The 13,838-nt window shown below is 70.2% G+C and carries 13 protein-coding genes; 3 read left to right on the top strand and 10 right to left on the bottom strand.

The window, feature by feature from the left end; translation table 11 throughout:
- Positions 1–27: 27 nt before the first annotated feature.
- The 3 genes from P2T62_RS17975 to P2T62_RS17965 form a co-directional block, all read right to left on the bottom strand.
- The gene (locus P2T62_RS17975; protein WP_276258395.1) at positions 28–2,067 is read right to left on the bottom strand and encodes a purple acid phosphatase family protein; all 2,040 of its coding nucleotides are present in this window, start codon (positions 2,065–2,067) and stop codon (positions 28–30) included.
- Between the two features lie 2 nt (positions 2,068–2,069).
- On the bottom strand, positions 2,070–4,181 hold the full coding sequence (locus tag P2T62_RS17970) for an alkaline phosphatase D family protein (RefSeq protein ID WP_276258394.1): 2,112 nt from the start codon (positions 4,179–4,181) through the stop codon (positions 2,070–2,072).
- 269 nt (positions 4,182–4,450) lie between these two features.
- Entirely contained in the window at positions 4,451–4,972 is a 522-nt protein-coding gene (locus P2T62_RS17965) for an FxsA family protein (protein WP_276258393.1), read from the bottom strand.
- Positions 4,973–5,137: 165 nt separating this feature from the next.
- On the opposite strand from P2T62_RS17965, the gene P2T62_RS17960 reads away from it, so the two are divergent.
- Complete coding sequence (locus P2T62_RS17960; RefSeq protein ID WP_276258392.1) at positions 5,138–5,446, top strand: DUF7562 family protein; 309 nt, start codon at positions 5,138–5,140, stop codon at positions 5,444–5,446.
- 56 nt (positions 5,447–5,502) lie between these two features.
- Complete coding sequence (locus tag P2T62_RS17955) at positions 5,503–6,861, top strand: ribonuclease catalytic domain-containing protein (RefSeq protein ID WP_276258391.1); 1,359 nt, start codon at positions 5,503–5,505, stop codon at positions 6,859–6,861.
- A gap of 299 nt (positions 6,862–7,160) precedes the next feature.
- On the opposite strand, the gene P2T62_RS17950 is transcribed toward P2T62_RS17955, so the two are convergent.
- Complete coding sequence (locus P2T62_RS17950; RefSeq protein WP_276258390.1) at positions 7,161–7,388, bottom strand: H/ACA ribonucleoprotein complex subunit GAR1; 228 nt, start codon at positions 7,386–7,388, stop codon at positions 7,161–7,163.
- Between the two features lie 29 nt (positions 7,389–7,417).
- Positions 7,418–7,696 (bottom strand): signal recognition particle subunit SRP19, encoded by a 279-nt coding sequence (srp19, locus tag P2T62_RS17945; RefSeq protein WP_276258389.1) that lies wholly within the window; start codon positions 7,694–7,696, stop codon positions 7,418–7,420.
- A gap of 181 nt (positions 7,697–7,877) precedes the next feature.
- Here srp19 and P2T62_RS17940 point away from each other — a divergent pair, with 181 nt between their 5' ends.
- Entirely contained in the window at positions 7,878–10,130 is a 2,253-nt protein-coding gene (locus P2T62_RS17940) for an NADP-dependent malic enzyme (RefSeq protein ID WP_276258388.1), read from the top strand.
- A 7-nt stretch (positions 10,131–10,137) separates the two neighbouring features.
- Here the strand turns inward: P2T62_RS17940 and P2T62_RS17935 are convergent, their stop codons facing one another.
- The 5 genes from P2T62_RS17935 to P2T62_RS17915 all read right to left on the bottom strand — a co-directional run bounded on the left by P2T62_RS17935 (position 10,138) and on the right by P2T62_RS17915 (position 13,775).
- The gene (locus P2T62_RS17935; protein ID WP_276258387.1) at positions 10,138–11,334 is read right to left on the bottom strand and encodes a nicotinate phosphoribosyltransferase; all 1,197 of its coding nucleotides are present in this window, start codon (positions 11,332–11,334) and stop codon (positions 10,138–10,140) included.
- 77 nt (positions 11,335–11,411) lie between these two features.
- Positions 11,412–11,984: a cysteine hydrolase family protein gene (locus P2T62_RS17930; protein WP_276258386.1), complete on the bottom strand. Its 573-nt coding sequence runs from the start codon at positions 11,982–11,984 to the stop codon at positions 11,412–11,414.
- Positions 11,985–12,009: 25 nt separating this feature from the next.
- Positions 12,010–12,834, bottom strand: a complete 825-nt coding sequence (locus P2T62_RS17925; protein WP_276258385.1) for a YqcI/YcgG family protein — start codon at positions 12,832–12,834, stop codon at positions 12,010–12,012.
- Positions 12,835–12,860: 26 nt separating this feature from the next.
- Positions 12,861–13,337 carry an MOSC domain-containing protein gene (locus tag P2T62_RS17920; protein ID WP_276258384.1) on the bottom strand — a complete coding sequence of 159 codons (477 nt, stop codon included), beginning with the start codon at positions 13,335–13,337 and terminating at the stop codon, positions 12,861–12,863.
- Positions 13,338–13,391: 54 nt separating this feature from the next.
- Positions 13,392–13,775 carry a DUF192 domain-containing protein gene (locus tag P2T62_RS17915; protein WP_276258383.1) on the bottom strand — a complete coding sequence of 128 codons (384 nt, stop codon included), beginning with the start codon at positions 13,773–13,775 and terminating at the stop codon, positions 13,392–13,394.
- Positions 13,776–13,838: the final 63 nt, after the last annotated feature.

Raw genomic sequence — 13,838 nt, 5'->3', positions numbered from 1 at the left:
GCCAGATGGGGACGGAACGTGTCGGTCTCAGAGCGTGGAGCCCATGCCGATTCCGACCACCACCTCGCTGCTGGTGGTGCCGGGCACGGCCGTCCAGCCGGCGTCACCGTGCCGGTCCGTCCCGCGAGCCTGGACGGGCCCGAACGTGTACTCGCCCGTGTCGTCGGCGTCCCCGGGCGCCTCGACGAAGTAGTCCGCTCGAAGCCGGACCTCGTCGTCGGGGGCTGACGGGTCGAGGTAGACGTACTTCGTCCCGGTTCCCTCGGGACCGGGCTCGACGCGGTCGTAGTCGCCGCCGACCACGTCCCACTCGGCCGGGATGCGGTCCCGCAACTCGACGGTGTCGTTGGCCGCGGTGATCTCGACGGTCACCTGGTTGGTGCTGCGGGCGGTGAAGACCGTCCCGTCGTCGGTCCGCCGGCCGGTGACCTCCAGGCTGGTCGGTGCCGTCGGCTCGGCCGGGCTCCCCTCGACCTGTATCGGGCGGCCGTGGCCGTCCTTCTCGATGGAGAACTCGTCGACGACCCGGACCGCGTCCCCGTTCGGGTCGAACTCGTCGGTGAGCGGCGTGGTGTCGTCCAGCCCCTGCTCGGCCAGCGGCGGCGCCGCGACGTACTGCACGTCGATGGACTTCTCGTCGATCTCCAGGCGCGTGATGCCGAAGAACGCGTCCGTCGTCGTGTCCATGTAGAGTTCCTCCACGCCCAGCGGGTAGTGGCTCACGCCGCCGGTCCCGTTGACGATGTACGTCGTCCCGTACGGGTCCGTCTCGTCGAACGGCAACTCGAGGTCCGCCGCGGCCTCCTCCGGCGGCGGCGCGCTCTCGCCCTGGGGCGACGACGCCGGGGCCCGCCGCTCGGAGTAGGTCAGCAGGTCCTCGGTGTGCCGGATGGGTTTGGTGCGCTCGTAGACGTGGTTATCCCCGTGCATGACGAGGTCCACGTCGTACTCGTCGAAGATGGGGCCCCAGCGCTCCTGCAGGTCCCGCCGGGGCTCGTGGTCCGGCGAGGTGGTCCAGAGCGGGCCGTGGAAGAAGACGATCTTCCACTTCACGTCGTCGTCCTCCTCGGCGCGCTGGAGCGCCGACCGGACGTACTGCTCCTGCACCTCGCCGTAGGTGAGCCCCTGCTCGGTCCGACAGCGGGGGTCGTACAGCGGGACGAACTCCTCGGCCCGCGCCAGGTCGCCGCAGGCGTCGGCCGTGGTGTTCAGCCCCATGATGAACGCGTTCTCGTAGACGACGTTCCACCAGCGCCGCTTCGACACCGTGTCGATGTCGGGGTCGTAGATGGGCATCGCGTCGTTGAGCCGCCGGTCGTACTGGACCATCCCCGTGCCGACCTCGGCCTCGTGGTTGCCCGGGACCGTCATGAACGGGGTCGCGGGGCGGCCGGCGGTCCCGCCGTAGAGATCCTCGTGGATGTCGAAGTACAGCTCCCAGGTCGAGGGCTTCCCGTTGGAGTAGGAGATGTCGCCCGCCAGCAACTGCATGTCCGGGTCGAGCGACTCCGCGATGGCCATCACCATCTGTGGGTGGGCGTCCCCGGGTCGCTGCCCCGGGTTGTCCGGGTCGGCGGCGCCGTGGTCGCCGACCTGCGTGATGGTGAACCCGTCCGTGCCCGCGTCGCTGTCGTAGCTGGGGGCGGTCCGGAAGCGCCGGCGCTCGGAGGTGGTCCCGTTCAGTTCGACCTCGTAGGCGTACTCCGTGTCGGGCGCGAGGCCCGTCAGCGTGGCCGTGTACGCCATCGCGTCCCTGCCGGGGACGGGCCGACCGGTCGCGCCCGCCGCCGTGTCGAGGCGGCCCGGCTCGCCGTAGCGCACGGTCGCCCCGGTCGCGGCTGGCGCGCCGGTGAACGCGACGGTCATCATGCTGGTCGGTTCCTGCCCGTAGGCGACGTGGATGCCCTGGGGGCCGTCGCCGATGGCGGCCTCGGCCGCGCCGGCCGCGCTGGCGATGATGGGGGCCGCCCCGAGCGCGGCGCTCCCCTGCAGGACCCCTCGCCGGGAGAGGCCGTCGTCGCCGTCCCCGTCCGCGCTGTCGTCGGTCGCTGTCGTCTCGCGTGTCATCGTCAGATTCCCCACTCGAACCCGTCGTCGACGGGGTCCGGGATACCGGCTCCATCGTCGTCGTCACCGGTAGTGCTGGTGCCGGTGTCGTCCGGGTCGCTATCCGTGCTGCCGCCGTCGCTGGCCTCGTCGCCACCGTCGCCGGTCACCGCGTCGACGGTCCCGTCCACCGGCCCTGCCCCGGTCGTCACATCGGGCCCATCGCTCGCGGTCGCCTCGGCGAACGAGGGCGCCACCTGGTCACCGACGACCTCGTCGAGCGGCGCCGAGCGGAACTCCTGCAGTTCGTAGCGACCCTCGGGCACCCGGTAGCTCCGGAGCAGCTGCTTCGGGGCGTCGCCCGAGTCGACCGTCCGGTCGACGTCGTACGCCGTGTACGTGAGCGACCGGTCGCTGATGTGGACCGTCGTGTACCCCCAGCGCGAGGAGTTGAACCACTCGATGTGGGGGTTCTGCGTCCGGACGGCCTCGTCGATGGCGTCCTCGGTCGCGTTCGCGGGGAGACCGCCCGCGCTGGCGAGGTTGTTGCTGGTGATGCCGGGCGTCATGAACTCGATACCGACCCGGGACCCGCCGACGTACTCGGACTGCTGGGGGTCCTTGTAGTCCTGCTTGAGGTAGCCGGCGACGTAGCTGTGCATGTCGCCGGTGAGCGTGACGTAGTTGTCGACCTCGTCGCGGGCGAGTCGGGCCATGAGAAGATTCCGCTCGGCCTCGTAGCCGTCCCAGGCGTCGTAGTTGAGGTAGAGGCTGTCGACGCCGGCGTTGGCGACCTTCAGCGCCGCACAAAGCACCTCGTTGCCGTGGAGCTTCCAGGTCGCGTCGGTGCCGGTGACGCCGTCGGTGTCGGGCATCGGTCCCGGGTTCGTGCCGCCGTCGAGGAACCAGCGGTACTGCTCGGTCCCGAGCATCGTCCGGTCGAGGTCTGCCTGGTTGCGCTCGGGCGACGGCGGCGCGAGGTCGCGGCCCCCCGCAGCGGTCGGGTCGTCGTCGTCCTTCGGTGGTGGCGAGCGGTAGAGCCGCTCGTCGGTCATGAACAGCTCCGCGAGGTCGCCGAACTTGAACGAGCGGTAGAGCCGGAAGTACTGCCGGGCCGTGTTGCCCTCGCCGGACCCGCCGGCCGCCTGCGGGTCGTCGTACTCGACGCGCAGCGGCAGGTACTCCAGCATCGCCTTGATGCCGCGGGCGTACAGTTGGCGCATCTGCCCGGGGTCGCCGCCGAACGGGTGGCTCCGGGTGTCCGGGAAGCCGGTCTCCGCGTCGCCGACCCACCAGCGGTTGTTGATGATCTCGTGGTCGTCCCACGTGTGGATGAGGGTGTGGCGCTCCATCGCCGCCCGCAGGTTGTCGTCGCTCCGGTAGGTCCGGTGCAGGTGCCGGTAGTCGGCCAGCGTGTGGACGACGCTCTTCCCGCTGGGGAGCTGGATGTCGCGCCCGGGCTGCTGGCCGGCCCCCGCGTACTCGTAGAGGAAGTCCCCCAGCGAGACGTGGTAGTCGGCCCGCTCCTTGGCGATGTGGCCGAACGCCCCGTAGTAGCCGTGGAGGTAGTTGTTGCAGGAGCTCACCGCCAGTCGGACGTCATCGACGGACGCGTCGGGGGCGGGCATCGTCCGCAGCCGTCCGACCGGGCTGGTCGCACCGTCGAAGACGAAGCGGTAGAAGTAGAACGTGTCCGGGTCGAGTCGCCCGTCGAGGTCGACGTTCACCGTGTGGTCCTGGCTCGCGTCCAGGTCCGCGGCCGGCAGCGTGTAGGTCGTCGCGCCGGTGAAGTCGGCGGCGGCGTTGGCCGTCCTCCGGTCCGGCGCCGCCGTCACCTCCAGGTAGAGCGTGTCGGCGTCGCTGAATCGGACGGCCGTCGGCGCGACCCGCGTCCAGACGATGGCGCCGCTCGGCGTCGGCCCACCACTGGCCACCGACTGCGGGAACACCCGATAGCCACCCTCGGTCGCCGCCTCGGCCGAGCCCGCCGTCCCCGACGGTTCGGTCGGCTCCGCCACCGCACCCGTGCTGAGGAGCGTCGCGGCCGCGGCGCCTGCGGACGCCGCGGACGCCGCCCTGAGGACGTTCCGTCGTGTCGTACTGTGCTCGGTCCCGTCACCACTCCGGTCTGTCATCACTGGGACGGGTCCGCCGGATGTGGATAAAGTTTCTCGCGGAGGCATCCAAAAATATAGTGGGGTGTTCGGCAGGGGACCGTTCCCCCTGCCACGGGATGTGTCCCGTCCCCAGTGGCTCCCCTACCGGGTTGTAATAGCCGTCAGTACGGATATATAGCTGCGGGCGGCCCCACCCGACGACCGCGCTCGGGTCCGCATTCGGCGGCTCCCCGGTCGGGAATCGCCCCCGGTACGACGGGTCGGATGGGTCCGTGTCGACCTCGGTGTCAGTCCTGTGGGGTGTCGCTGCCTCGCGACCCGGGCTCGCCCTCCTCGTCGCTGTCGTCGAAGCGGTAGTCGGACTCGTCCAGCTCGACCTCGGTCCGGGGGGCGCCGCCCTCGTAGACGCCACCGGTGACGAAGCCGCCCGTCTTCGCGTCGAGGTACGGCGTCACGACGAACTTCCGGGTCGCCACGCGGAACGGGTAGCGCGTCGGCGGCAGCACCAGCAGCAGGCCGAGGATGTCCGTCAGGAAGCCGGGCGTGAGGAACAGCCCGGCCGAGACGAGGATGAGCGCACCGTCCAGCAGCTGGTCGCCCGGCAACTCGCCGGCGGCGAGGTTCCGCTGGATCTTCCGGAGCGTGTGTCTCCCCTCCGCCCGCACGAGGAGCAGCCCCACCAGCGACGTGACGACCACGACGAGGACGCCGTGGACGATGGTCAGCGGCCCGACCGCCACCAGCCCGACGAGGAGCAGGAAGTCCAGCACCGGGACCAGCAGCAGCACGGCCACGAGTCGCAGGTCCATACCCCCGATAGCCGGGGTGGACTCAAAACCCTTGACCTTGGCCGCTCGCCACCGCCTCCGCGCGGGCGGTGGATACCTCCTCCCGGGAGCGGGCGGTGGTCTACCTCCTCCCGGACTCGTCCGCGCGAAGGTCTAAGTGGGACCGAGGGCAACCCCCGAACAGGAATGTGGGGCAGCCGCGACCGGGATCGGACGCAGGTGACCTGTATCGCCTGTGGCGAGGAGGTGCCGCGCACGGCGGCGCGCGAGTACGACAAGCACGGCGACCGCTGGGACCGGGCGGACAAGGAGTTCGAGTTCCTCTGCAAGGAGTGCCACAGCGGTCTCTGCCACCAGCCCCGCGGCGACCTGGAGACGACGCTGGTCGAGAGTGGCGCCGGTGAGCGCGACCGGGAGGCGTTCCTGCGGCGCTACACCGAGCTCGCGACCGGTGAGGTCGAGGAGACGGAGAGCGAACACGAGCGCGAGCGGTAGGGGCGGGCACGGCGCCCGCCCAACAGGACTAACTAGCCGTTTCTCCTACGCCCTCCATGAGCGATACGGACGCCGACGCGCAGGCGCAGGCCGGGACCGCGGAGGGGCAGGGCCCCGTCCGCATCGACGACGCACTCGCCGACGCGCTCGCCGCCAAACGGGAGTCCCTCTTCGAGGAGTTCGACCTCCGCGACCAGTTCCCCAGCGAGGTCCTCAGTGAGGCCCGCGAACGCACGACCGACACCGAGGCCGAGATCGCCTCGGAGATCGGCGAGGAGTACCGCACGGACTGCCGGGACCTCACGACCTGCACCATCGACCCCGCCGACGCACAGGACTTCGACGACGCCATCTCCATCCGCCGCGACGAGGACTACTACTACCTCCACGTCCACATCGCCGACGTCACCCACTACGTCCACCCGGGCAGCGCGATGTGGGAGGAGGCCGTCAAGCGGGCCAACACCGTCTACCTCCCGGGCTACACGATGCATATGCTCCCGCCCGTGCTGGCGGAGACGGTCTGCTCGCTGGTCCCCAACGAGGACCGCCTGGCCCACACCGTCGAGATGAAGATCGACGCCGAGACGCTCTCGAACGAGTCCATCGACATCTACAAGTCGATCGTCCACTCCGACGAGCGCCTCACCTACAAGCAGGCCGAGAAGCGCCTCGACGAACCCGACGCCGACCTCCACGAGGAGCTCACGCTGGCGTACGAACTCGCCGAGGCGCTCCACGAGCAGCGCAAGGCGGACGGCTCCCTGGTGCTGAACCCGAAGCGCGACCGCGCCCACACCATCATCGAGGAGTGCATGCTGAAGGCCAACAAGGCCGTCACGCACGAGCTCCAGTGGGTGCGCGGGCTGGAGGCGATGTTCCGCGTCCACCCCCAGCCCACCCCGGAGGAGTGGGACGAGGCCCTGCAGGAGATCCAGGACCTCGACGGCGTCTCCATCCCCGGCGACTCCTGGGACGACCCGCGCAAGGCCGTCAACGCCACCCTCGAACAGGCACCGGGCCGCCAGCTCAACAAGATCCAGTGGGCCGTGATGAAGGTCATGCCGCGGGCGAAGTACATGGCCGACCCGTTCGGCGGCCACCACGCGCTCAACTTCGAGATCTACGGCCACTTCACCTCGCCCATCCGCCGGCTGAGCGACCTCGTCAACCACTGGATCATCTACCAGGACGAGACGCCGGGCGACCACTCGCTGCCGTCGCTCTGTGACCACGCCTCCTCGAAGCAGAAGGACGGCGAGACCGTCGAGCGCATCTACAAGGACTTCCTCCAGGAGGTCGGCCTCGACCCGCACGCCATCAACAACCGCGGCGTCGAGGTCGTCGAGGACCCGGACCCCGACGAGGACCTCGACCGCCGCAAGAGCGACGTGAGCCCGGAAGCGTTCAACTGACCCACTGCTGCGCTCGCATGGCTGTTCGAGTCCAGGGTCGGGCGGAGCCACCGCCCGGTCAAGCAGCGGCTAGAGCCCGGTAGCTGCCGTATAACTACATCGCTACCGCGCTCCTCCGGTAACATGGATCAGGTCGCCAGATGTCGAGGGTGCGAACGGCTGGTCAACGCGTTCGTCAACAGCGCCTGTCCGTACTGTTCGGAGTCGCTGCGTCGGCTGTCCGAGTGGTAGCTGTCGGGCGGCCGCCCGACACGGTCAGCGTCGGCCGCCCGTCGCCCACTGATTCCGTTATGCCCCGACTACCGCGCGTACACCGGCCCGCCGACCAGCGACGGCAGCGGGACGCCGTCGTCCGGCGTGACCGCCAGGTACGGGCGCTCGACGGGCCCGAAGACGTCGACCACGCGGCCGATCCCATCGAGGTTCTCGTCCAGGACCATCGTCCCGATCTCGGGGTGGTCCGCGTCCGGGCAGCGGACGATGGCCAGGCCCTGGGCCGTGCGGACCACCTCGCCGAGTCGTCTCATCGCTCCTCACCCGTCCCGTGCATCCGCGCTCACTCCCGCATCGCGTTCAGGTACGCGGCGACCGCACCCAGGAGGTCGGACTTGCCGGCGTCGTCGGCGTTCTGTACGAGGACGCGCCCTCGGGGCTCGAACTCCCGGGCGTACGTCACGTCACGTTCGATGACGGCGTCGTAGCCGACCTGCTGGACGGCCTTCGCGAGTTCGTCGACCGTCGGGTCGTCCACCGCGAGGTCCTGTGGCACCCGGCGACCCTCCCCGCGGGAGTGGGCGGCGTCGAAGTACGCGGGATAGAGGACGTTCTCGACCATACTGGAGCCAGTCGGGGCCGCGGTAAATGGGTTTCCGAAGGCGGGCGACGGTTCCGGGGCCACGCACCCGGCCGGCCAGCCGCGGGTCCCCTGTGAGCGGATACCCCTGCCGACGACGGCAGAAGCCACCGCCACCCGTCCGTTCGGATAGATTTTTACGCGTTTCCGACGCCACGTCGGTATGGGACTCGACGAGGATTCGCTCGAATATCACGAACGCGACCCTCCCGGCAAGCTGGAGATCTCGACGACGAAGCCGACCAACACGCAGCGGGACCTCTCGCTGGCGTACTCGCCCGGCGTGGCCGCGCCGTGCCGGAGGATCCGCGACAACCCCGACGACGCGTTCACATACACCGCGAAGGGGAACATGGTCGGGGTGGTCTCGAACGGGACCGCCGTGCTCGGCCTCGGTGACATCGGCGCGCAGGCCTCCAAACCCGTCATGGAGGGGAAGGGTGTGCTGTTCAAGCGGTTCGCCGACATCGACGTCTTCGACATCGAACTCGACCAGGACGACCCCGAGGATATCATCCAGTCGGTCTCGGCGATGGAGCCGACGTTCGGGGGGATCAACCTGGAGGACATCAAGGCCCCAGAGTGCTTCGAGGTCGAGGAGCGCCTGCGCGAGGAGATGGACATCCCGGTCTTCCACGACGACCAGCACGGCACCGCCATCATCTCCGGTGCGGCGCTGGTCAACGCCGCCGACATCGCGGGGAAGGACCTCGCCGACCTCGACATCGTCTTCTCCGGTGCCGGTGCCTCCGCCATCGCCACCGCCCGCTTCTACGTCTCGCTCGGCGCGAAGCGCGAGAACATCACGATGTGTGACTCCTCGGGCATCATCACCCAGGAGCGCGCCGACGCCGGCGACGTCAACGAGTTCAAACAGGAGTTCGCCAGCGACCGACCAGGGGGCGACCTCGCGGACGCGATGGAGGGTGCCGACGTGTTCGTCGGGCTCTCCATCGGCGGCCTCGTCAGTCAGGAGATGGTCCGGTCGATGGCCTCGGACCCCATCGTGTTCGCGATGGCGAACCCGGACCCCGAGATCAGCTACGAGGACGCGAAGGACGCCCGCGACGACACCGTCATCATGGCGACCGGGCGGTCCGACTACCCCAACCAGGTGAACAACGTCCTCGGGTTCCCGTTCATCTTCCGGGGCGCACTCGACGTGCGCGCCACCGAGATCAACGAGGAGATGAAGGTCGCCGCGGCCGAGGCGCTGGCCGACCTCGCCCGGCAGGACGTGCCCGACGCCGTCGTGAAGGCGTACGGCGACGAACCGCTCCAGTTCGGCCCGGAGTACATCATCCCGAAGCCGCTGGACCCGCGGGTGCTGTTCGAGGTGGCGCCCGCCGTCGCGGACGCCGCCGTCGAATCCGGGAGCGCCCGGAAGGAACTCGACCGAGAGAAGTACGTCGAGCGGCTCGAGGCCCGGCTGGGCAAGTCCCGCGAGATGATGCGGGTCGTCCTCAACAAGGCAAAGAGCGAGCCCAAGCGCGTCGTGCTCGCGGAGGGCGACGACGAGAAGATGGTCCGCGCCGCGTTCCAGCTGGACGAGCAGGGCATCGCCGAGCCCGTCCTCATCGGCGACCGGGACGACATCTGGGCCACCGCCGAACGGCTGGGCCTGGACTTCTCGCCCGAGATCGTCGACCCCGAGGAGGGGAACCTCGACGCGTACGCCGAGCGCCTCCACCAGCTCCGCCGCCGGAAGGGCATCACTCGCCGGGAGGCCGACGAGCTCATCCAGGACGGCAACTACCTCGGCAGCGTGATGGTGGAGATGGGCGACGCCGACGCGATGCTGACGGGCCTGATGCACCACTACCCCTCCGCCCTGCGCCCGCCGCTGCAGGTCATCGGCACCGACGACGACGCCGACTACGCCGCCGGCGTCTACATGCTCACGTTCAAGAACCGCGTCATCTTCTGTGCCGACGCGACCGTCAACCAGAGCCCGGACGAGGAGGTGCTCGCGGAGGTCACCAAGCAGACCGCGAAACTCGCCCGCCGCTTCAACATCGAGCCCCGCGCCGCGCTGCTGTCGTACTCGGACTTCGGTTCCGTCGACAACGAGGGCACCCGCAAGCCCCGCGAGGCCGCGCAGATGCTCCACGCCGACGACGAGGTCGATTTCCCGGTCGACGGCGAGATGCAGGCCGACACCGCCGTCGTCGAGGAGATGCTCGAGGGGGACTACGAGTTCGCCGAGCTGGACGAACCGGCGAACGTCCTCGTCTTCCCGAACCTCGAAGCCGGCAACATCGCGTACAAGCTCCTCCAGCGCCTCGGCGGCGCGGAGGCCATCGGTCCGATGCTGGTCGGGATGGACAAGCCCGTCCACGTCCTCCAGCGCGGCGACGAGGTCAAGGACATCGTCAACCTCGCCGGCGTCGCCGTCGTCGACGCACAGGAGGAGTGAGGGCCGGTCACGCCACGTCGAACACCAGCTCCGCGTCCTCGCGAGCGCGCTCGATGCTCTCGTCGAGGTCGAAGTCCGTGAGGACCTCGCCGTCCGCGACGACCGGTTCCAGCAGCGCCTCGCCATCCGGAGGACCCTCCTCGCGTGCGAGTCCGAGGTGGTGGGCGCCGTCCGGGGTGCGGTAGACCTGCTTCGGGAGCGAGAGCTTCCCGCGCTTGGCGGCGGGCTCGCCCTCGACCGCGACGATGTCGAGGCCGAAGTCGACCGGGTCGGCGTCGCTGATGGCGCCGCCCACCCCGAAGCCGTCCACGACATCGCGCAGCTCGCGGAGGTCCTCGGCTTCGAGCCCGCCCGAGACGAAGACGTCCACGTCCTCGTGGCCGCGGGCGTCGAGTTCCCAGCGGACCTCCCGGCAGATGTGCCGGAAGTCACCGCGCCGGGAGCCCGTCGTGTCGAGGCGGATGCCGCTCAGACCGTCGACGGCCTCGGCCGCGCGGATGGCCTCGTCGACCTCGTCGCTGTAGGTGTCCACGAGCGCCGTCCGCGCCACGCCGGCGTCGACGTGCTCGTCGAAGGCGCGCCACGCGGCCTCCTGCTCGCCGCGGCCGAAGCAGATGACGAGCGCGTGGGGCATCGTCCCCGTCGCCTCGCGACCCAGCACCTCGCCCGCGGCGACGTGCGAGAAGCCGTCCAGTCCCGCGAGCAGCGCCGACCGCTCCAGCACCGCCGCCAGCGACGGGTGGAGGTGGCGCGCGCCGAAGGAGACGACGGGCGTCTCGGGCGCGGCCCGCCGGAGTCCGTGGGCCGCGGTGGCGAACGCAGTGGCCTGCGAGAGGAAGCCCAGCAGCGAGGTCTCGTGGCGGGCGAACGAGCGGTACGGCCCCTCGATTCGGACGACTGGGCCACCGTCGAAGAACGTCCCCGGCGCGAGCGCGTGAACGTCGACCGGGAGGTCCTCGAAGAGGTGGACGGCGTCCTCGATGCCCGAGAAGAGGTGGGGGTCCCCCGAGGGGAACTGCCCGAGCGTCACCTCGGCGACGACGTGCGGGTTCCGTCCTGCCCCGTCCAGCGCCCGCTCGGTCCGGAGGAAGTAGTCGTCCGTCGCGGTGCCGTCGCGGATGGCGGCCGGCGGGACGATGTCGAACGGGTGGTCCGGTCCGTCCCCGTGGCCGGCGCCGTCGGTATCGTCGGCATCCTCGCTCATACCCGACGGACTCGTGGCGCGTCGAAAAAGGTGCGGGCGCTCCGTCGTGCCGGGGTCGGCGGTCGGCGCCCCGGCCGTCACCGCAGTGCGGCCAGCACCGCCGGCGTATCGGTGATGGTCGCGAACTCGCCCGAGAGGTGGGCGAGCGCCGTCCGGTGGACCGTCTCCGGGTCGAACCGCTCGCCGTCGAGCGTCCGGTCGAACGTGGCGCAGGCGTCACCGACCACGACCACGTCGAACCCGCGGTTCTCGGCCATCCGGGCCGTCGTCGAGACGCAGTGGTCGGTGGTCAGGCCCGCCAGGACGATGGTTCGGTGGCCGTGGTCCCGGAGCCACCACTCCAGGTCGGTGTCGACGAACGCGCCGTTGACGGACTTGACGAACTCCGGCTCCCCGCTCCGGGGCGCCAGTCCGGGTTTGAACTCGAAGCCCGCTGTGTCCTTCCTGAGGGGGGAATCGGCCTCGGTCGAGTCGTGGCGGACGTGGGCCACGGGCCGGTCGGTCTCGCGCCAGGCTGCCAGCAGGTCGCGGGCGTTCGACTCCGCCTCCGGGTTGTTCCGGTCGCCCCAGCGTGGCTCGTCGAACCCCGTCTGGAAGTCGACGAGGACGAGTACCGCGTCCGCCGGCAGCGAGAGCGCTCCGCCCACCATGCCCTCCCTCTCGGCCCGGAGGGACTTAATCGTCCGCCGACCCCGACGCCGGCATGACGGGGTCGAAGCGCCGGTCGACCTTCGGGTGGTCCCGGGAGAACGTCACCGGGCACGAATCGGGGGCCTGTGACTCGTCCTCCGGGAGCATGTACTGGTGCCACTCGCGGTCGCCCGGCGCCCCCCAGTCACCGATGTTGGCGTGCGGGCAGACGCCGTCGTACCGTTCGAGGTTCTCGTGGATGGTCTCGCGGGCGCGCTGGCCGGCCTCCGTGTCGCCGGTGATGCCCTCGAACAGGGTGCGGGGCTGGAAGGTGATCTCCAGGCCGACCGGGCAGTACCGGCTCCGGTAGGTGTCGTAGAAGGGCGCGCGGCAGGTCGGGAACATCGGCTCGCCGCCGAAGCAGAACTCCCAGAACCGGCTGTCCGTCTCCGTCGGGATGTCGTCGGGCCACGGCGACGGGTCGTGGACATGCAGCACCTTGAGGACGTGCCAGAGCGCGTCGTGGTAGTCGGCCTCGGTCTCGACGCCGGCCTCGGGGCGGAAGAAGACGACGAACGAGGTCCGGCCCTCGCGCTCCTCGTAGGTGTCGAGGTACTCAAGCAGCGAATCGCGGAACGACAGCAGCGCGTCACGGTCGCTCGTCGACGGGACCGCGGTGTACAGCGGCTCCCCGTTCGCGACGGACTCGGCGCCGAAGAAACAGGGGAACGACTCGCCCTCGTGCTCGCCCGTCAGGCTCTCGTGGAAGGTCCGCCAGTGGCGCTCGACCCACTCCGGCACCGTGCCGGCCTCGACCCGCTCGGCGAGGGTCGACTGGTCCATGACGGACTGGAACCCCGGCTCGTTCATATCCATCCCGTCGGGACGGACGGGATTCAATTCTCCGATTGGGTCCGGACGACCGCGTCGCCGATGACGATCGCGCCGCCCTCGACGATGCGCGCCCGGAGCCCGCCCCGGTGGACGAGTGCCTCACGCACCCCCTCCCGTTCGAGGTGGCGCTCCAGGTACGAACAGGGCTCGCACAGCTCCGTCCCGACGCAGACGGCCTCGCCGACCCGGAATCGCTCGCCGACGAGGTGGTTGAGCGCGATGCCCTCGGTCGTGACGTTGCGCCGGTGGACACCGGGGTCGAGGTCGATGTCGTAGTCCGCCTCGACCGCGTCGAGCGCCTCGCGTTCGATGAGGGTGATGGCGCTCCCGTCCCGTTCGGCGAAGGTTCCCGTCTCGTCGAAGTAGCGGTCGCCTCGGAGTCCGGCGTCGGCCTCGGCCGTCACCGTCTCGCGGGACTCGACCGGTGCCCCCGCCTCGGGGGCAACGTGGATGGCGCTGACGACGCCGTGGCTGGTCATACCCGGCAATCGGGAGCCACCGCCCTGATGGTTTCGCCGGCGTGGGCCGCCAGTTCAGCCCCCGCCGGTCGTCACGTCCGTCCCGTCCCCGTCCAGTACGCGCACTGTATCCCCCGGTTCGACCCCCTCGGCCGCCCCGGCCGGCAGTTCGAGTACCGTGTTCGCGCGCCCGCGGCCCAGCCCGCGCCACGCGGGCAGCCGCTTGCTGGCCGTCACCTCGCCGTCGACCAGCCACACGGCGTCGATGTCGAACGGGACGAACACCATGTGGAGCCCCCGGTTCGCGACGCGACCGAACCGGAAGACGAGCGCGTAGTCCCCGGGGAACGACCGCCGGAACATCAGCCCCCGTGCCTGCGAGAGGAGGCCGTCCGCGAACTCGACGGCCGTCGCCAGTGTCCGCTCGCTCCCGCCGGTCGGTTCGTGGACGACGCGCACAGGTCAGTCGTCGACGGGCACGCGAATATACGTTCCGCGAGTGTCGCGTTCCGGGCGAGGCGG

Origin of the sequence: Haloglomus litoreum (assembly GCF_029338515.1) — an archaeon.
Lineage (GTDB): Archaea > Halobacteriota > Halobacteria > Halobacteriales > Haloarculaceae > Haloglomus > Haloglomus litoreum.
Note: the sequence above shows the minus strand (reverse complement) of the source record. Positions and strands in the feature narration are given on the sequence as shown.

Excerpts from the sequence above, each read along its gene's own strand:
- P2T62_RS17960 (WP_276258392.1), top strand. The coding sequence starts at position 5,138 with ATGTGGGGCAGCCGCGACCGGGATCGGACGCAGGTGACCTGTATCGCC.
- P2T62_RS17920 (WP_276258384.1), bottom strand. The coding sequence starts at position 13,337 with ATGACCAGCCACGGCGTCGTCAGCGCCATCCACGTTGCCCCCGAGGCG.
- P2T62_RS17935 (WP_276258387.1), bottom strand. The coding sequence starts at position 11,334 with ATGAGCGAGGATGCCGACGATACCGACGGCGCCGGCCACGGGGACGGA.
- P2T62_RS17975 (WP_276258395.1), bottom strand. The coding sequence starts at position 2,067 with ATGACACGCGAGACGACAGCGACCGACGACAGCGCGGACGGGGACGGC.
- P2T62_RS17970 (WP_276258394.1), bottom strand. The coding sequence starts at position 4,181 with ATGACAGACCGGAGTGGTGACGGGACCGAGCACAGTACGACACGACGG.
- P2T62_RS17950 (WP_276258390.1), bottom strand. The coding sequence starts at position 7,388 with ATGAGACGACTCGGCGAGGTGGTCCGCACGGCCCAGGGCCTGGCCATC.
- P2T62_RS17965 (WP_276258393.1), bottom strand. The coding sequence starts at position 4,972 with ATGGACCTGCGACTCGTGGCCGTGCTGCTGCTGGTCCCGGTGCTGGAC.
- P2T62_RS17925 (WP_276258385.1), bottom strand. The coding sequence starts at position 12,834 with ATGAACGAGCCGGGGTTCCAGTCCGTCATGGACCAGTCGACCCTCGCC.
- srp19 (WP_276258389.1), bottom strand. The coding sequence starts at position 7,696 with ATGGTCGAGAACGTCCTCTATCCCGCGTACTTCGACGCCGCCCACTCC.
- P2T62_RS17955 (WP_276258391.1), top strand. The coding sequence starts at position 5,503 with ATGAGCGATACGGACGCCGACGCGCAGGCGCAGGCCGGGACCGCGGAG.
- P2T62_RS17940 (WP_276258388.1), top strand. The coding sequence starts at position 7,878 with ATGGGACTCGACGAGGATTCGCTCGAATATCACGAACGCGACCCTCCC.
- P2T62_RS17930 (WP_276258386.1), bottom strand. The coding sequence starts at position 11,984 with ATGGTGGGCGGAGCGCTCTCGCTGCCGGCGGACGCGGTACTCGTCCTC.